This is a genomic window from Mesorhizobium abyssinicae (genome assembly GCF_049887195.1).
Taxonomy (GTDB): Bacteria; Pseudomonadota; Alphaproteobacteria; order Rhizobiales; family Rhizobiaceae; genus Mesorhizobium; species Mesorhizobium abyssinicae.
The window spans coordinates 142,214-158,202 of sequence record NZ_JARAKC010000007.1 but is presented as its reverse complement, the minus strand read 5'-3'; the positions used below and the strand labels follow the sequence as shown (position 1 = coordinate 158,202).

Annotated in this window: 18 protein-coding genes; 10 read left to right on the top strand and 8 right to left on the bottom strand. The window is 64.9% G+C overall.

Annotation, left to right across the window (positions count from 1 at the left end):
* Positions 1-7: 7 nt before the first annotated feature.
* Together pdxY and PU724_RS17490 are read right to left on the bottom strand one after the other, a co-directional pair.
* Positions 8-892 (bottom strand): pyridoxal kinase PdxY, encoded by an 885-nt coding sequence (gene pdxY, locus PU724_RS17495; protein ID WP_128273666.1) that lies wholly within the window; start codon positions 890-892, stop codon positions 8-10.
* 12 nt (positions 893-904) lie between these two features.
* Positions 905-1,156 (bottom strand): hypothetical protein, encoded by a 252-nt coding sequence (locus PU724_RS17490; RefSeq protein WP_127394005.1) that lies wholly within the window; start codon positions 1,154-1,156, stop codon positions 905-907.
* Between the two features lie 165 nt (positions 1,157-1,321).
* Between PU724_RS17490 and PU724_RS17485 the strand changes: the two genes are divergently transcribed.
* The 6 genes from PU724_RS17485 to ppa all read left to right on the top strand — a co-directional run bounded on the left by PU724_RS17485 (position 1,322) and on the right by ppa (position 5,882).
* The gene (locus PU724_RS17485; RefSeq protein WP_127286603.1) at positions 1,322-1,954 is read left to right on the top strand and encodes a LemA family protein; all 633 of its coding nucleotides are present in this window, start codon (positions 1,322-1,324) and stop codon (positions 1,952-1,954) included.
* A 201-nt stretch (positions 1,955-2,155) separates the two neighbouring features.
* Positions 2,156-2,959, top strand: a complete 804-nt coding sequence (locus PU724_RS17480) for a TPM domain-containing protein (RefSeq protein ID WP_189606014.1) — start codon at positions 2,156-2,158, stop codon at positions 2,957-2,959.
* A 4-nt stretch (positions 2,960-2,963) separates the two neighbouring features.
* Complete coding sequence (locus PU724_RS17475) at positions 2,964-3,851, top strand: TPM domain-containing protein (RefSeq protein ID WP_354423131.1); 888 nt, start codon at positions 2,964-2,966, stop codon at positions 3,849-3,851.
* Positions 3,852-3,856: 5 nt separating this feature from the next.
* Positions 3,857-4,495 (top strand): TPM domain-containing protein, encoded by a 639-nt coding sequence (locus PU724_RS17470; RefSeq protein WP_354423129.1) that lies wholly within the window; start codon positions 3,857-3,859, stop codon positions 4,493-4,495.
* 242 nt (positions 4,496-4,737) lie between these two features.
* A complete protein-coding gene (locus tag PU724_RS17465; protein WP_127286598.1) occupies positions 4,738-5,244 on the top strand; it encodes a GNAT family N-acetyltransferase in 507 nt (168 codons plus the stop codon).
* Between the two features lie 104 nt (positions 5,245-5,348).
* Complete coding sequence (gene ppa, locus PU724_RS17460) at positions 5,349-5,882, top strand: inorganic diphosphatase (protein WP_292106710.1); 534 nt, start codon at positions 5,349-5,351, stop codon at positions 5,880-5,882.
* 270 nt (positions 5,883-6,152) lie between these two features.
* Here ppa and PU724_RS17455 read toward each other — a convergent pair whose 3' ends face one another.
* Both PU724_RS17455 and PU724_RS17450 read right to left on the bottom strand, forming a co-directional pair.
* Entirely contained in the window at positions 6,153-6,743 is a 591-nt protein-coding gene (locus PU724_RS17455) for a hypothetical protein (RefSeq protein WP_354423128.1), read from the bottom strand.
* A 42-nt stretch (positions 6,744-6,785) separates the two neighbouring features.
* Positions 6,786-7,403, bottom strand: a complete 618-nt coding sequence (locus PU724_RS17450) for a TetR/AcrR family transcriptional regulator (protein WP_354423126.1) — start codon at positions 7,401-7,403, stop codon at positions 6,786-6,788.
* 77 nt (positions 7,404-7,480) lie between these two features.
* Here PU724_RS17450 and PU724_RS17445 point away from each other — a divergent pair, with 77 nt between their 5' ends.
* Both PU724_RS17445 and PU724_RS17440 read left to right on the top strand, forming a co-directional pair.
* Positions 7,481-8,764 carry an MFS transporter gene (locus tag PU724_RS17445; RefSeq protein WP_128273656.1) on the top strand — a complete coding sequence of 428 codons (1,284 nt, stop codon included), beginning with the start codon at positions 7,481-7,483 and terminating at the stop codon, positions 8,762-8,764.
* A 302-nt stretch (positions 8,765-9,066) separates the two neighbouring features.
* Entirely contained in the window at positions 9,067-10,641 is a 1,575-nt protein-coding gene (locus PU724_RS17440; RefSeq protein WP_354423125.1) for an alkaline phosphatase D family protein, read from the top strand.
* Between the two features lie 102 nt (positions 10,642-10,743).
* Here the strand turns inward: PU724_RS17440 and PU724_RS17435 are convergent, their stop codons facing one another.
* Positions 10,744-11,022, bottom strand: a complete 279-nt coding sequence (locus PU724_RS17435) for a hypothetical protein (protein ID WP_127309615.1) — start codon at positions 11,020-11,022, stop codon at positions 10,744-10,746.
* Between the two features lie 201 nt (positions 11,023-11,223).
* On the opposite strand from PU724_RS17435, the gene typA reads away from it, so the two are divergent.
* On the top strand, positions 11,224-13,053 hold the full coding sequence (gene typA / locus PU724_RS17430) for a translational GTPase TypA (protein WP_127309614.1): 1,830 nt from the start codon (positions 11,224-11,226) through the stop codon (positions 13,051-13,053).
* A 54-nt stretch (positions 13,054-13,107) separates the two neighbouring features.
* Here the strand turns inward: typA and PU724_RS17425 are convergent, their stop codons facing one another.
* Positions 13,108-13,731 (bottom strand): DUF1062 domain-containing protein, encoded by a 624-nt coding sequence (locus tag PU724_RS17425; RefSeq protein WP_354423123.1) that lies wholly within the window; start codon positions 13,729-13,731, stop codon positions 13,108-13,110.
* A gap of 418 nt (positions 13,732-14,149) precedes the next feature.
* Between PU724_RS17425 and PU724_RS17420 the strand changes: the two genes are divergently transcribed.
* A complete protein-coding gene (locus PU724_RS17420; RefSeq protein WP_292173024.1) occupies positions 14,150-14,764 on the top strand; it encodes a LysE family translocator in 615 nt (204 codons plus the stop codon).
* A 4-nt stretch (positions 14,765-14,768) separates the two neighbouring features.
* On the opposite strand, the gene PU724_RS17415 is transcribed toward PU724_RS17420, so the two are convergent.
* Positions 14,769-15,092, bottom strand: a complete 324-nt coding sequence (locus PU724_RS17415) for a YciI family protein (protein ID WP_127284803.1) — start codon at positions 15,090-15,092, stop codon at positions 14,769-14,771.
* Positions 15,093-15,262: 170 nt separating this feature from the next.
* On the bottom strand, positions 15,263-15,850 hold the full coding sequence (locus PU724_RS17410; protein WP_354423120.1) for a peroxidase-related enzyme: 588 nt from the start codon (positions 15,848-15,850) through the stop codon (positions 15,263-15,265).
* Between the last annotated feature and the right edge of the window lie 139 nt (positions 15,851-15,989).

Genomic DNA, 15,989 nt, shown 5'->3' with positions numbered 1-15,989 from the left:
TCGGTGGTCACGCCCGCTTGTCCCGCCCCGGATGCAGGAGGTGGCGCAGCTGCACCATCGCCATCGGGTGCGACAGGCTCTGCGCATCGGTCTCGAGCTGCAGCTCGTCGCCACCGCGCTTGGCGGTGCGCGCCAGGATCTCGTAGACGGCGGCCGTGGTCGACTGCAGCGCCTTGATCGGCAACTGGCCGGAGAGGATGCGCGCCAGATAGACGGCCGCCGTCAGGTCGCCCAGCCCATTCGGCGGCTTGTCGATGATGCGATGCTCGGCAAGCAGCGCCTGCCTGGAATCGAGCAGCAGGTTGCCGGTGCCGCCGGCCATCATCGACGGCGCCGAGGTCACCAGCATGGTGGAGGGGCCGGCGTGAAGGGCGGCCGCCACCACCGATTTCAGGTCTGGAAGCGGCGCGCCGGCCATCCATTCCAGCTCGTAGCGGTTGGGCGTGGCGATGTCGGCGATCGGCATCAGCCGGTCGCGCAAGGCGATGGCCGTGGGTTCCGGCACGTAGAGCCCGCCGGAATCGCCCATCACCGGATCGCAGATATAGACGGCGTTGGGCGTCCTTTCCTTGACGGCGGCGACCAGCGAGGCGACAGCTTCGGCCTGGCCGGCCTCGCCGAGATAGCCGGACAGCACCGCGCCGACCTCGCCCAGCCAGGGCGCGCGCTCGAGATCGGCCATCAGCGCCTTGAACTGGTCGAGCGGCGGCACGATGCGGGTCGCCCGGCCGTGGCCCGGATGCCAGGGCAGGACGACGGTCGGCACCGCCCAGACCGGGAAGCCGAGCGTCTCCAGCGCGAAGACGGCGGCGCGGTTGCCGACCGAGCCGCGGGCGACATGGCTGGAGATGACGATGACCGCGCGCGGCGCGCCGGCTTTTTCAGCGTTCATGGATTTTCAGTCCTAACCGCCACGCGTGGCGAAATACACCAGCCAGGCGAGCAGGCCGATGGCGATGAGAAGCCCCAGCACCCGGCCGATGCGGGTGCCCCAATAGTCGATCGGATCCGAACGGTCGGCGTCCGCGGCGCTGACATGGTCGCGCGCGCCCTTGGCGGTCCGGGTGATGAACGAGGTGCCGCCCGGGCTGGTCTCCCGTTCCACGCGCTCGAGAATGCGGCGCGATTCGGTGTCGCTGTCCTGGCGCTTGGCCATGGCAATGTCCTGTTTTGCCGGGACCTTAGCCTGTTCGCCCGGCCATTCACAGGGCCTGCCTGCAAGGCAGCGGGATGGCAGCGGAAGCTTTGCGGCCGAGGTCATTTTCTTGCGGGCGGATTGTGGTAATGCTTCGGGTGCAACTTCCGACGAGGGACCCAGATCATGTTCGCCCAGCGCCTCTCCTCCCCCTTCCGTCATCTGCCGGCCTTGCTGGTGATGGCCGTCGTGCTGCCGCTGCTCGCCGGCTGCGGCTACAACACCATCCCGACGGCGGAGGAGAACGCCAAGGCGGCCTGGAGCGAGGTGCTGAACCAGTACCAGCGTCGCGCCGACCTGATCCCCAACCTGGTGGAGACGGTGAAGGGTTACGCCGCGCATGAGAAGGATACGCTCGACGCGGTGGTCGAGGCGCGCGCCAAGGCGACGCAAATCACGGTGACGCCGGAAACGCTGAAGGATCCCGAAGCCCTCAAGAAGTTCCAGGATGCCCAGGCCGGGCTGACCAGCGCGCTGTCGCGGCTGATCGCGGTGTCGGAAGCCTATCCCGATCTCAAGGCCAACCAGAATTTCCTCGCCCTGCAGGCTCAGCTCGAAGGCACCGAGAACCGCATCGCGGTGGCGCGACGCGACTACATCCAGGCGGTCAAGGACTACAATCTGACACTCAGGACCTTCCCGTCGGTGCTGTGGGCGACCTTCTGGTTCCGCAGCAACGAGCCCTTCGCCAACTTCACCGTCGACGAAGACAAGATGCAGCCGCCGAAGGTCGATTTCGGCACCAAGCAAGGCGGTTGAACGATCACCTAGCGGGTCTGGTCCCTGTCGGCCTTGAGCTCCGTCCCACCCCCCTCTGTCCTGCCGGACATCTCCCCCGCAAGGGGGGAGATCAGCCGTCATCTGCGCTTTCGCCAATCTCGGACGTTTGAAGATGTGGGCCGACGGGGAAGCTGCCAATCTCCCCCCTTGCGGGGGAGATGGCCGGCAGGCCAGAGGGGGGTGGGACGGAGTGCGAGCGTTGGTGTCCTTCTCGCCCTTCTGGTCCTCCTCCTCCCGCTCACCGCCTTCGCCGCCGATCTCATCGCTCTCACCGGCCGCGTCGTCGACAATGCCGGCATCATCGACGCCGCGACCAAGGCCGCGCTGACGCAAAAGCTGGCCGATTTCGAGCAGAAGGGCTCCGACCAGATCGTCGTCGCGACCATTCCCAGCCTCGACGGCGAGGAGATCGAGCCTTACGCCAACCGGCTGTTCCGCTTCTGGAAGCTCGGCCAGGCGAAGGAGAACAATGGCGTGCTTCTGCTGGTGGCGCCGAACGACCGCAGGATGCGCATCGAGGTCGGCTATGGGCTGGAAGGCACGCTGACCGACCTGCACACCAAGCTGATCATCGAGAACGACATGGTGCCTGCCTTCCGCGCCGGCGATTTCTCGGGTGGCATCAGCAAGGCCGTTGACGACATGATCATGGTGCTGGAGGGCAATCCGGAAGAGCTGGAGGCGCGCGGCAAGCGCAACGAGCAGGCGCCGTTCAATCCCGACGATCTGTTCTTCTCGATCTTCATCGCCGTCTGGATCACCATCCTCGTTTTAAGCCTTGCCAGCTCCATCCTGCCGCCGATCTTCGGCCAGAGGATCGGCCCCGGCCGCTATCGCTGGCTCGGCATGACCTTCGAGCCCGGCAAGCGCTCGTCCGGCGGCGGCGGCTGGTCCTCGGGAAGTTCCAGCGGGTCCTCGAGCGGCGGCGGCTTTTCCGGCGGCGGCGGTTCGTCCGGCGGCGGCGGCTCCTCGGGAAGCTGGTGAGGCGATGAGCGGCCGCGCCCTGCCAGGATTCCCATGCCGCACCGCGGGCGCCTTGCTGGTCGCCGTGGCGATTCTTTTCTCTCCTCTAGCTGCCCATGCCGCCGAACTGCCGGCGCTCACCGGCCGTGTCGTCGACAATGCCGGCCTGATCGATGCCGCGACCAAGGCCGCGCTGACGCAGAAGCTGGCCGATTTCGAGACAAAAGGCTCCGACCAGATCGTCGTCGCGACCATTCCCAGTCTCGGCGGCGAGGAAATCGAGCCCTACGCAAACCGGCTGTTCCGCTTCTGGAAGCTCGGTCAGGCCAAGGAAAACAACGGCGTGCTTCTGTTGGTGGCGAAGAACGACCGCAGGATGCGCATCGAGGTCGGCTACGGGCTCGAAGGCACGCTGACCGACCTGCACACCAAGCTGATCATCGAGAACGACATGGTGCCTGCCTTCCGCGCCGGCGATTTCTCCGGCGGCATCAGCAAGGCCGTCGACGACATGATCATGGTGCTGGAGGGCAATCCGGAGGAGCTCGAGGCGCGCGGCAAGCGCAATCCGGCCAATGACAGTCCGGTTGATCCCATCCTCATGGTGTTCATCAACCTGTGGGCGACGATATTTCTCGGTGGCCTGGCGATGGCGTTTCTGCCGCCGATCTTCGGCACGCAACTGTCGCCGGGCGTGTATCGATGGCTGGGCATGACCTTTCGCTACGGTCGCGGCGCGCGGACTTCAAGCCGTGGCTGGACGACCGGCAGCGGCAGCGGCTGGTCGACGGGCAGTTCCGACAGCGGCTGGTCGTCCGGGAGTTCAGGCGGGAGTTGGTCGTCCGGTTCGAGCGGCGGATTCTCGGGCGGCGGCGGCTCGTCCGGCGGCGGCGGGTCTTCAGGGAGCTGGTGAGAAAGATGGCAACACGACCGATCAGCCCGCAGGATCATGAGCGCATCGCCGGGGCGATCCGCGCCGCCGAGACGAGGACCGACGGCGAGATCTACTGCGTGGTGGCGCATGCCAGCGACGGCTATTTCTTTCCCGCCGCCTTCATGGTGACGCTCGGCACGCTCATCGTCAGCCTTGCCGTCGCCTATGGGCTGGAGGCCTGGTGGCTGTCGATCCGCCTGCCGCATTTCGTTTTCGCCGAGCTGCTGGCGCTGGCCTCGGCGCTGTTGCTTTTGTGGGCGCTGCCGGGATTGCGCATCCATTTCGTGCCGCACCACCTGCGCTACCAGGCGGCGCACCTCAACGCGGTCAAGCAGTTCCTTGCCCGCAACGTCCATCGCACCTCGGCGCGTACCGGCGTGCTGATCTTCGTCTCGATCGCCGAGCGTTACGCCGAGGTGGTTGCCGATGCCGGCATCAACAGCAAGGTCGGCCAGAATGTCTGGGACGGCGTGGTCCGCGACCTTACCGCGCACGCCGGCGACGACCGGCTCGCCGACGGCTTCATCAAGGCCGTCGAATCGGTGGGCGCGGTGCTGGCCGAACATTTCCCTGTCACGGCGGGCGATGCCAACGAGCTCGACGATCATCTCGTCGAGATCTGAGAGCCTGCCTGTAAACGCTACTCTGCCGGACGCCTGAAGCGGTTTTCTGCCCTTCCGATGCTCCCGGACCAGAAAGTCCGCTTTGCTTCGGTTCTCGAAAACCACGCTATCCGCCTCGGCAGAGCGCGTTTCCAGACAGGCTCTGCCCTCCTCGTCGGCGTATCATCCGCCTGTGCGAAAGGATGGGAGTTGCTGGCCGGACTCTTTGCAATCGGGCGATGCGGGTTTATGGTTAAGCAATCATGAACACGCTGATCATCGATATCAGGAAAGCCGAGCCGCGCGATGCCGGCGCCATCGCCGACGTGCACCAGGAGGCCTGGCGCGGCGCTTATTCCGGCATCATCCCGCATCGCACGCTGACCTCGATGATCAACCGCCGCGGCCCCGACTGGTGGGCGAATGCGATTCGCCGCGCCGCCACCGTGCTGGTGGTCGAGATCGGCGGCACGATCGCCGGCTACGCCACGATCGGCAAGAACCGCGCCCGCGAGCTCCGTCAGCAGGGCGAGATCTATGAACTTTACCTGCGCCCGGAGTACCAGGGGATCGGGCTCGGCAGCCGGCTGTTCAGGGCGGCCCGTGCGCGGCTCGCCGATCACGGCCTGAAAGGCATGGTCGTGTGGGCGCTGGAGGACAACCAGAACGCGCTTGCTTTCTATGCCGGCGCCGGCGGCCGCGACATCGCCGAAGGCGTCGAGATCTTCGAGCAGAAGGCGCTGAAGAAGGTCGCCTTCGTCTGGGAATGAATGCCCGCGTTCCGGCGTTGTTATTGTCCCCGCACGATTCGCCGCATTGCACCATGACGCATCCGCCGCTATCGGTCTGACAAATCGAGAGAGGGATTAGAGCCATGCGCATCGAAGCGATTGCCACCGGGAAGAACCCGCCGGAAGACGTCAACGTCATCATCGAGGTGCCGATCGGCGGCGAGCCGATCAAATACGAGATGGACAAGGAGGCCGGCACGCTGTTCGTCGACCGCTTCCTGCACACCTCGATGCGCTATCCCGGCAATTACGGCTTCGTGCCGCACACGCTGTCGGGCGACGGCGATCCGATCGACGTGCTGGTCTGCAACACGCGCGCGCTGGTGCCGGGCTGCGTCATCAACGTGCGGCCGATCGGCGTGCTGATCATGGAAGACAATGCCGGCCAGGACGAGAAAGTGATCGCGGTGCCGTCGCCCAAGCTGACGCTGCGCTACGAGAACGTCACCGAGTACACCCATCTGCCCGAGATTACGCGTGATCAGGTGCAGCACTTCTTCGAGCACTACAAGGATCTCGAGCCCGGCAAGTGGGTCAAGATCGAGGGCTGGCACGATTCCAAATACGCCAAGAAGATGATCGTCGACGCGATCGAACGGGCGAAGGCGAGCAAGTAGGATATGCTGGGGATGTGCGCAAACCGCTAAGCGTCGGCGCCGCCCCTCATCCGCCTGCCGGCACCTTCTCCCCGTATAGTGACGGGGAGAAGGGAGATTGCCGCAGCCTCGACGTTCGTTTGGCGGCGTTGTCGATTGGCGAAATCATCGATCAGAGCACCTTTCTCCCGGTCACTATACGGGGAGAAATGCCCGGCAGGGCAATGAGGGGCAGCGCCTATCTGCGATGGAACGGCGCTCCTCATGCGGCCGTCCCCGAGACGTAATAAGTCAGTTATCCACCCTGCCAAAATCAGGCACGGAGCCGATAACCACGCGCTTGTCCTTGCCGCAGGCGAAGCTTCTCGCCTTTTCGTCGGCGAGCTTGCGCGCCTGGTCGTTGGCCTGCGGATTGCCGGTCGCGAGCACCAGGCCGACCGTGCAGCCCTGCTGGGTATCCGGCTGGGCGACCTTGGCGACGACCAGCACCTGGGTCGGCTTGTCCTCGCCGTCGGGCTTGCTGACCTCGCGGCGGTGGATGACGGCGAAGGGAATGGCGACGTCGCCATTGGTCTCGATTCGCCATTCCACCCTGGGCCCGGCCGTATTGAGACCGGAGAAGCTTTCCCAGACCGAGGTCATGTCGCTCGACGGGAACCCATAGAACAGCGACTCGCGGGCATCGTCGTAGCCGATTAGCACCGGATAGCCGCGATAGCCCGAGCAGGCGAGGCTCGCCCAATCGCCCTCGCCCTCGGCCGCCTGCGCATAGGTCACGCAGTCCTTCTCCCAGTCGAGATCGGTGTAGACGCTGGATATGTCGCCGGCATGGGCGGCCTGGCAGAGACCGGCAAGGACAAGCGGGATCAGAATAGCGCGCATGGCGGACAACTCCGGTGAGGTGCCGCAGCGTACCGCCAATCGCTATTTCTTCAAGCTGGCCTCAATCAGCAAGTCGGCGTTGCGGGCGACCGACGCCGCCGGTCCGCCGCGGCCGAACAGCTGGCCGCTGATATAGGCGCCCTCGATCAGCAGCAGCAGGCCGTCGCCAAGCGTGTCGGCATCGGCGGCGCCCATCGCGCTCGCCATGGCGCGCAGGCGGCGGCGCAGTTCCTGTTTGTTGGCCTCGCTGACGATGCGCGCCGGATGGCTGTGATCGGGATATTCCACCGCCGCATTGGTCATGCCGCAGCCGCGATAGTCGGGTTTTTGCGTGCGTTTGCCGACGCGCGTAAGGAAGGCGACGATCTGCGCGCGCGGGTCGCGCGGATGCGCAGCCACCGCCTCGTCGAAGCGTTCCCAGAATTCGAGGTCGTATTTGCGCAGATAGGAGGCGGCGAGTTCGTCCTTGGAGGGAAAGCTGCGGTAGAGGCTGGGCTTGGTGACGCCGGCGCGTCTGACGATCTCGTCGACGCCGATCGCCCTGATGCCTTCGCGATAGAAGAGGTCGCGCGCCACGTCGAGGATCTTGTCGGCCGCCTTCGGATGCGCCGGCGTCTGAGCCGAGCTGATGGACGCTTCAATTTTTTTGTCCGATGGCATGCAACGACTCGCTTGACAATGTTACTGACCGGTACGTATTCATAGCGCCATCCAATTGCAACGTACCGGTCAGTAACATGATAGCTCAGTCTCGTCCGTTTGGCCAGCGCTACGCTTTCGTCGTGGTCGGCGTCATCTTTCTCTGCCTGCTGATCGCGGCCGGGCTTCGTTCGGCGCCGTCGGTGATGATGCTGCCGCTGGAGGAGAGCTTCGGCTGGCGGCGCGACGTCGTCTCGCTGGCGGCCGCGATCGGCATCTTCCTCTATGGCCTGACCGGGCCGTTCGCCGCCGCGCTGATGGAGCGGATCGGGCTGCGCCGCACGCTGCTTATCTCACTGCTGGTGATGTCGGGCTCGACGGCGCTCAGCCTGCTGATGACCAAGCCGTGGCATCTGCTGATCACCTGGGGCGTGTTTTCCGGCATCGGCTCGGGCGCGGTCGCCACCGTGCTTGGCGCCACCATCGTCAACCGCTGGTTCAAGACCAATCGCGGCCTGGTGATGGGGCTGATGTCGGCTTCGAGCGCCACCGGCCTGCTGGTGTTCCTGCCGTTGCTTGCCTCGCTGGCGCAGGCGGGTGGCTGGAAGCCGGTCGCCATCGCCATCGCGATCGCCACCGCGGCGCTGGTGCCGGTGGTGTGGCTGCTGGTGCCGGAGCGTCCAGCCTCGATCGGCCAGGTGCGCTATGGCGCCGAGCCGAACGACGTGCCGCCGGTGCCGCCGGCCTCGCAGGGCAATTTCCTGGCGCATACGCTCGGCACCTTGCGCCGCGCCGCCGGTACCCGGGTGTTCTGGTACCTGTTCGCCACCTTCTTCGTCTGCGGCTTCACCACCAACGGCCTGGTCGGCACGCATCTCATCGCCTTCTGCGGCGACATGGGCATCGGCGAGGTGCAGGCGGCCGGCCTGTTGTCGATGATGGGCATCTTCGACCTGATCGGCACGACGCTGTCGGGCTGGCTCACCGACCGTTTCGATCCGCGCAAGCTGCTCGGCGTCTACTATGCCATCCGTGGCCTGTCGCTGATCTATTTGCCCTATTCCGGCTTCTCGGCGGTCAGCCTGATCATCTTCGCCGTGCTCTACGGGCTCGACTGGATCGCCACCGTGCCGCCGACCCTGAGGCTCGCCAACGAGGCGTTCGGCGACCGCAGCGGCCCGATCGTCTTCGGCTGGATCGTCGCCGGCCACCAGGTGGGTGCTGCGGCGGCCGCCGCCTTCGGCGGCACGATGCGCGAACTTCAGGGCAATTACGAGCTGGCCTTCATGATCGCCGGCATGACCGCCATTGCGGCGGCCTGTATCTCGCTCTTGATCAACACCAGCAGGCCGGCGTTCGAGCCGGAGCCGCAGGCGGCTTGAAGCGCCAATCTCCCCCCTCGTGGGGGAGATGCCCGGCAGGGCAGAGGGGGGCGCTGTCCCGCCGACTTGTCAGTTGAATTGCGTCAAAATCAGCCGTTGAGCAGAGGCTCGGGCGGCCGTCCTTGAGAGGTTGGCGATCCTTCGCGCCCCCCTCTGGCCTGCCGGCCATCTCCCCCACGAGGGGGGAGATCAGCAGCTTCGCCACCTGTTCATTGTTATCAAAACTTCATGGTTCCGAGATGCGCCTGAAACATTGAGGCGGGAGCTTGGGGGCGACGTTCAACGCCATCCAGGAGACAGCCATGAACAAGATCTCGATGACCCGCCGCGCCTTCGTCACCTCGGCGAGCGCATTCAGCCTGGTCGGCGCCTCGGGCCTCGCGCTGCCCTATTATTCGCGCGCCAGCCAGCGGCCTGCCTTCACCCATGGCGTCCAGTCCGGCGACGTCGATGCCGCAAGCGGCATGGTGTGGACGCGCACGGACCGTCCGGCGCGCGTGATGTTCGAAGTGTCGTCGACGGAGAGCTTCGCCAACGCCACCAGGCTCGCGCCGCTCGACACGTCGCCGGCCAGCGACTTCACGGTGAAGCGGCTGCTCACCGATCTTGCCGCCGACCAGGACATCTTCTATCGCATGACCGCGGCCGACCTCGCCGACATCAACGCCGTTTCCGAGCCGATCGTCGGCCGCTTCCGCACCGCGCCGGCCTCCAAGCGCGACATCCGCTTCGCCTGGTCGGGCGATACCGCCGGCCAGGGCTGGGGCATCGACGAGACGGGGATGAAGACCTACGCCACCATCGGCAAGCACACGCCGGATTTCTTCCTGCATTCCGGCGACACGATCTATGCCGACGGCGTGATGAAAGACGAGGTCGACCTGCCCGGCGGCGGCAAGTGGAAGAACGCCGTGCTGATCGACGAGAAGCGCAAGGTGGCGCAGACGCTCGACGAGTACCGGGCGCAGTGGAAATACAACATGATGGACAGGAATGTGCTCGGCCTCTCCGCCATCTGCCCGACCTTCTACCAGTGGGACGACCACGAGGTGGTCAACAACTGGTCGGATTCCAAGGATCTCAGCAGCGACGACCGTTACTCGGAAAAGTCCATCCATGTGCTGGCGGCGCGCGCGGCGCGCGCCTTCCACGAGATGACGACGATCCGCTACGAGCCGGCCGAGCCCGGCCGCGTCTATCGCAAAATAGCCTATGGGCCGCTGCTCGACGTGTTCTTCCTCGACATGCGCTCCTATCGCGGCTCGAACGGCCCGGACATGCAGGACACGATGACGCCGGAATCGCGCATGCTGGGCGAGCAGCAGACCAAATGGCTGAAGCGGGAACTCGCGAATTCCAGGGCGACCTGGAAGATCATTGCCGCCGACATGCCGCTTGGCCTGGTGGTGTGGAACGACGGCACCAAGAAGGTGGGCGCCGAGGCCGTCAGCAATGGCGACAACGGCCTGCCCAAGGGGCGCGAGCTCGAGATCGCCGACCTGCTGCGTTACATCAAGAACGCCGGCATCAGCAACACGGTGTGGCTGACCGCCGACGTCCACTACACGGCCGCGCATTACTACAATCCCGAAAAGGCGCAGTTCCAGGATTTCAATCCGTTCTGGGAATTCGTCTCCGGCCCGATCCATGCCGGCACGTTCGGTCCCAACGATTTCGACATGACCTTCGGCCCGGAGCTGAAGTTCATCAAGGCGCCGACCGCCGAGCAGGGCCAGAACCTGCCGCCGTCGGCCGGCCTGCAGTTCTTCGGCCTGGTCGACATTTCAGGCGCTACCGAACAGCTGACGGTGCGGCTGATGGATCGCGACGACAACGAGCTCTACAAGGTGACGCTCGACCCGGTGCGCTCGGCTTAGGAGACTGTTGGAAATCCGGCGGCCATCTCCTGGCGGTTTCTGACTCGCCGGAGCGAATTTCGAAACAGTCTCTAGGAGGACGACCGCCGCGACCGGTGGTCGTCAGTCCGGATAGCAAGTCGCGGGAATCTTCGGCCACACGGCGCTGTCGCAGCCGGCGTCCTGCTGCCGCTGCTTGAAGGCGGCGCTGACGGGGCCGGTCACGACGGGGTCGACGCCATCGGGGGCGTCGGCGAACATCTGCTCCGCCGTCTGCGTGTCGGGGGGCAGAGCGGGATTTCCCTTGAGTGTCGCGGCCGACTGCGCGGCGCCCACCGCCAGCAGCACGGTAAGTGCTGCCCAGGCCAGGATCGGACGCAATCTGATGAAAGAATCGGTCATGGGAGTCGAACTGCCCGGACCCCGAAAGGTTCCGCCCTGGTGAATTGATACATTTGACGCAAAGACGCTTAAGAATTGGTAACCACATATTTGGGTACGAGCCTCCCCTTTCGCAATTGCGAAAAACCCTGTATGAGCCGCGCAACCGAAAAAGGCGGCGCCTCTGGGCCTGCTGCCTGCAACGCTCCCGAGACCAGACACATGAACCTCCGCAATATCGCGATCATCGCGCACGTCGACCATGGAAAAACCACCCTCGTCGACCAGCTCCTGAAACAGTCCGGCGCCTTCCGCGACAACCAGCGCGTCGCCGAGCGCGCCATGGATTCCAACGACCTCGAAAAGGAACGCGGCATCACCATCCTGGCCAAGGCGACCTCGGTCGACTGGCACGGCACCCGCATCAACATCGTCGACACGCCCGGCCACGCCGATTTCGGCGGCGAGGTCGAGCGCATCCTGTCGATGGTGGATTCGGCGATCGTGCTGGTCGACGCCGCCGAAGGGCCGATGCCGCAGACCAAGTTCGTGGTCGGCAAGGCGCTGAAGGTCGGCCTGAAGCCGATCGTCGTCATCAACAAGATCGACCGCCCGGACGCCCGCCATGTCGAGGTGGTCAACGAGGTGTTCGATCTCTTCGCCGCGCTCGACGCCACCGACGAACAGCTCGACTTCCCGATCCTGTACGGTTCGGGCCGCGACGGCTGGGTTTCGGAAAATCCTGAAGGCCCGAAGGACCAGCAGCTGGCGCCCCTGTTCGACCTCGTCGTCAAGCATGTGCCGGCGCCGACCGTGCATCCCGGCCCGTTCCGCATGATCGGCACCATCCTGGAAGCCAATCCCTTCCTCGGCCGCATCATCACCGGCCGCATCGAGTCGGGCTCGCTGAAGGCCAACCAGGCGGTCAAGGTGCTGCACCATGACGGCACCCAGATTGAGACCGGCCGGGTCTCCAAGATCCTCGCTTTCCGCGGTCTCGAGCGCCAGCCGATCGACGAAGCCCAGGCGGGCGACATCGTCGCCATCGCCGGCCTGTCGAAGGGCACCGTCGCCGACACGTTCTGCGACCCGACGGTGACCGAGCCGCTGCACGCGCAGCCGATCGATCCGCCGACGGTGACGATGTCCTTCCTCGTCAACGACAGCCCGCTCGCCGGCACGGAAGGCGACAAGGTGACCAGCCGCGTCATCCGCGACCGCCTGCTGCGCGAGGCCGAAGGCAATGTCGCGCTGAAGATCGAGGAATCGCCGGAAAAGGATTCCTTCTTCGTCTCCGGTCGTGGCGAATTGCAGCTCGCGGTGCTGATCGAGACGATGCGCCGCGAGGGCTTCGAGATCGCCGTGTCGCGGCCGCGCGTCGTCATGCAGAAGGGCGAGAACGGCGAATTGCTGGAGCCGGTCGAGGAAGTCGTCATCGACGTCGACGAGGAGCATGCCGGCGTCGTCGTGCAGAAGATGTCGGAGCGCAAGGCCGAGATGGTCGAATTGCGTCCCTCCGGCGGCAACCGCCAGCGCCTGGTCTTCCACGCGCCGACGCGCGGCCTGATCGGCTACCAGTCGGAACTGTTGACCGACACGCGCGGCACCGCGGTGATGAACCGGCTGTTCCATGCCTACGAGCCCTATAAGGGCGAATTGCCGGGCCGCACCAACGGCGTGCTGATCTCCAACGAGCAGGGCGAATCGGTCGCCTATGCGATGTGGAACCTGGAGGATCGCGGCCCGATGGTCATCGATCCGGGCGTGAAGGTCTACCAGGGCATGATCATCGGCATCCACTCCAGAGACAACGACCTCGAGGTCAACGTGCTGAAGGGCAAGAAGCTCACCAACATCCGCGCCGCCGGCAAGGACGAGGCGGTGAAGCTGACGCCGCCGATCCGCATGACGCTGGAGCGCGCGCTGGCCTGGATCCAGGACGACGAGCTGGTCGAGGTGACGCCGAAGACGATCCGGCTGCGCAAGCTCTATCTCGACCCGAACGAACGCAAGCGCTTCGAGAAGTCGGCCAAGGCGGTCGGCGCGGCGTAAGGTTTCGCCGGAGCAATCATCGAGGGAGGGAGCACTGCTCCCTCCCTTTTCGTTTCACGCGCCGGCAGCGGCGACGATGGTGGCGCGATCCGGTTCGTCGCTCAGATCGATACGGATGGCCATGCCGTCGCGCGGCGGCTTGCGCAGCGCCCTGGCGTCAAGCTCGACGCAAAGCTGCCGCCGCTCCTCCCAGGCCTGAAGCCGCGAGCGCGAGACGCCGAGTTCGCCGGCCAGCAACCGGTCGAGCCGCAAGGGCACAGGCATTTCCAGAGTGAGCCGCAGGTCCAGCATGGTCGTATGTTCCGGCCGACGTTCCAGCACATGCCTTTCAACGGCGACGTCTGGGAACTCCTCGATGCGTCCGACGTGGCTCCTCAGTACGGCGGCATCGAAGGCATGACGCCGGGCCAGCGCCGGGTCGTTGCCTTCGAGCGCCGCGAGCAGCGCTGGCTCGATGTCGCGGCGCTTGCGGCGCTCGAAGATGGCGAAATTCCAGGAATTGTCGCAATCGACGCAGCGGTAGATCAGCCAGGCGTCGATGCGCTTGCCGTTGGCGTTGACGCGGAATTTGCCGCTCGATCGATATGGCCTGAGGCCGCCGCAGCGATTGCAGCTGATGAGAGGTCGAGGCGCGATCTCGGGCGCGATCGCCCAGCGGATACGCAAGAGTCCAGACATGCCGAAAGCCCTTCCCGTCGGGAAGTTCGCCAGGTCGGCGATGTCGAGTTGCCCGGGCGGGCACGGCGTGGCTGGAGAGCTGCGGCTTTAAGGAAATCAGGCGTCGCGCGGCGCGCGACAGGTTCAGCAATGCCAAACCGGTCTCGAACCGCCGCCTGAGGAACACATGAAATGATCGGGACGCCGCAACTGCAGCGCCCTGTGTTTTCAGGAGAGTTGACGAGACCGGCGGTTACTTAGGCAAAGTGAAGCTCGAAACGAATGTCGGGGCGGCTCTTCTAGCCGCGGCCGACGGGAACGGCAAGACGGCAATTGTCGAGATCGGCGCCGCCGCGACCGAAGCGATTGCCTGTTCTTTGCCAATGCTGCCGTTGCTGGCTAGATTGGCAGCCAAACCTCAGATCGGAGTTTTTTGGCCATGCATCTCCCCTCGCTGCTGATCTTCGCCGCCGCGCTTTTCGTCGCCGCCGGCTCGCCCGGCCCGTCGATCGCCGCTCTTGTCGCAAGGGTGATCTCGAAAGGTTTTCGCGACGTGTTCCCATTCCTGCTCGCCATGTGGATCGGCGAGGGCATCTGGCTGTCGCTGGCGGTGTTCGGGCTGGCCGTGGTAGCGCAGACCTTTCATCTCGCCTTCGTCGCCGTGAAATGGGCGGGCGTCGCCTATCTCGCCTATCTGGCGTGGAAGATGTGGACCGCGCCCGTCGAGGCGAAGGAAGGCGAGATGCCGCGCGAGGATTCGCCGGCAAAACTGTTCTTCGCCGGCATGGCGGTGACACTGGGCAACCCCAAGATCATGATGTTCTATCTGGCACTGCTGCCTACCATCATCGATCTTGCCTCGGTCAGCGTCGTCGGCTGGATGGAACTGACGGCGACCATGGCGGTGGTCCTGGTCGCCATCGATCTTGCCTGGGTGCTCGCCGCCGCGCAGGCCCGCAAGCTGCTCAAAAGCAGGCGGGCGATGAAGATCGCCAACCGCGTCAGCGCCGCCACCATGGCAGGCGCCGCCGCCGCGATCGCTGCCCGTTCCTGAACGGCTACATCATCTCGATGATCGGCGCGATCTCGACGGTGAAGGCCGGGTCCATCAGGATCGGGCAAGCCTTGGCCTTGGCGACGGCGTCGTCGATATCCCTGGCTTCGACGATGGTGTAGCCGGCGGTCGGATTGCTGCCGCCATTGTTCTCGACCTTGCCGCTCGCCAGCACCGTCTTCGACATTCCGACCGGATTGCCGCCATCGACCACGGCCGGGCCGAGCTTGTCGTACCAGCCGGTCCACGCATCCATGGCCGCCTTCCGCTCAACCTCGTCGGTCGGCATCTTGCCGGAGCCATGATAGACATAGAGAAACTTCGCCATGTTCTCCTCCCTTGATCGGCGGCATCGAACCGGCATGCGGCCATGCCGCTTGGCGATATGCGGCTCAGCCGCAATCGTGTTGATATGCGGCGATGCCGCAATCGTTGATCATCGGACCAAAACGGCGGAGAAGCAATGAGAATGCGCGATAGCTAAAATAGTGCCGCCGCCTAGCGTGCCATTGCGTGGTATTCGTCATTCGGGCGCATGTCTATCGCGGCCGCCACCCGGTTCGACATGTTGAAGAAGGCGGCGGTCGAGGCGATGTCCCAGATGTCGCGGTCGGAAAAGCCTGCCGTGCGCAAGGCGGCGCGGTCGCCCTCGATGATCTTCGTCGGCTCCTCCGTCAGCTTGACGGCGAATTCGAGCATCGCGGTCTGCCTGGGTGAAAGGTCGGCGGCGCGGAAATTCATCACCATCATCTCGCCGAGGGAAGGGTCGCCGGAAAGCTGGCGCACCGCGGCGCCATGCGCGGCCAGGCAATAGTAGCAATGGTTGATCGAGGAGACGACGACGGCAATCATCTCGCGCTCCAGTTTCGACAGGCCGGACTCGCCCAGCATCAGGTCGTTGTACATGTCGGTGAAGGCGCGCAGCTTCTTCTCGTCGAAGGCGTAGGCCTTGAGCACGTTGGGGACGAGGCCGAGCTTTTCCTCGCATTTGGCGAAATAGGCTTTCGTCGCCTCGCTGAGCTCGGCCTGGGCGAGGTCGAGCGCGGTGATCTTGCCGGTCGCTTTGGCGGTCTTGCTTGCACTCATCGGGCTTCGTCCTTCTCATTCGCTGCCGATTTGCGATCAAAATTCCGAAGAATCTTTGCAAGCCGTCAAACCTTTGTCGCCAAACGGCGGTCATCTGCTACCATAATCGCAAAAGCATGTGACGGGAGGGACTTCACAT

Coding starts and splice junctions, on each gene's coding strand:
- pdxY (WP_128273666.1), bottom strand. CDS start 892: ATGAACGCTGAAAAAGCCGGCGCGCCGCGCGCGGTCATCGTCATCTCC.
- PU724_RS17490 (WP_127394005.1), bottom strand. CDS start 1,156: ATGGCCAAGCGCCAGGACAGCGACACCGAATCGCGCCGCATTCTCGAG.
- PU724_RS17485 (WP_127286603.1), top strand. CDS start 1,322: ATGTTCGCCCAGCGCCTCTCCTCCCCCTTCCGTCATCTGCCGGCCTTG.
- PU724_RS17475 (WP_354423131.1), top strand. CDS start 2,964: ATGAGCGGCCGCGCCCTGCCAGGATTCCCATGCCGCACCGCGGGCGCC.
- PU724_RS17470 (WP_354423129.1), top strand. CDS start 3,857: ATGGCAACACGACCGATCAGCCCGCAGGATCATGAGCGCATCGCCGGG.
- PU724_RS17465 (WP_127286598.1), top strand. CDS start 4,738: ATGAACACGCTGATCATCGATATCAGGAAAGCCGAGCCGCGCGATGCC.
- ppa (WP_292106710.1), top strand. CDS start 5,349: ATGCGCATCGAAGCGATTGCCACCGGGAAGAACCCGCCGGAAGACGTC.
- PU724_RS17455 (WP_354423128.1), bottom strand. CDS start 6,743: ATGCGCGCTATTCTGATCCCGCTTGTCCTTGCCGGTCTCTGCCAGGCC.
- PU724_RS17450 (WP_354423126.1), bottom strand. CDS start 7,403: ATGCCATCGGACAAAAAAATTGAAGCGTCCATCAGCTCGGCTCAGACG.
- PU724_RS17445 (WP_128273656.1), top strand. CDS start 7,481: ATGATAGCTCAGTCTCGTCCGTTTGGCCAGCGCTACGCTTTCGTCGTG.
- PU724_RS17440 (WP_354423125.1), top strand. CDS start 9,067: ATGAACAAGATCTCGATGACCCGCCGCGCCTTCGTCACCTCGGCGAGC.
- PU724_RS17435 (WP_127309615.1), bottom strand. CDS start 11,022: ATGACCGATTCTTTCATCAGATTGCGTCCGATCCTGGCCTGGGCAGCA.
- typA (WP_127309614.1), top strand. CDS start 11,224: ATGAACCTCCGCAATATCGCGATCATCGCGCACGTCGACCATGGAAAA.
- PU724_RS17425 (WP_354423123.1), bottom strand. CDS start 13,731: ATGTCTGGACTCTTGCGTATCCGCTGGGCGATCGCGCCCGAGATCGCG.
- PU724_RS17420 (WP_292173024.1), top strand. CDS start 14,150: ATGCATCTCCCCTCGCTGCTGATCTTCGCCGCCGCGCTTTTCGTCGCC.
- PU724_RS17415 (WP_127284803.1), bottom strand. CDS start 15,092: ATGGCGAAGTTTCTCTATGTCTATCATGGCTCCGGCAAGATGCCGACC.
- PU724_RS17410 (WP_354423120.1), bottom strand. CDS start 15,850: ATGAGTGCAAGCAAGACCGCCAAAGCGACCGGCAAGATCACCGCGCTC.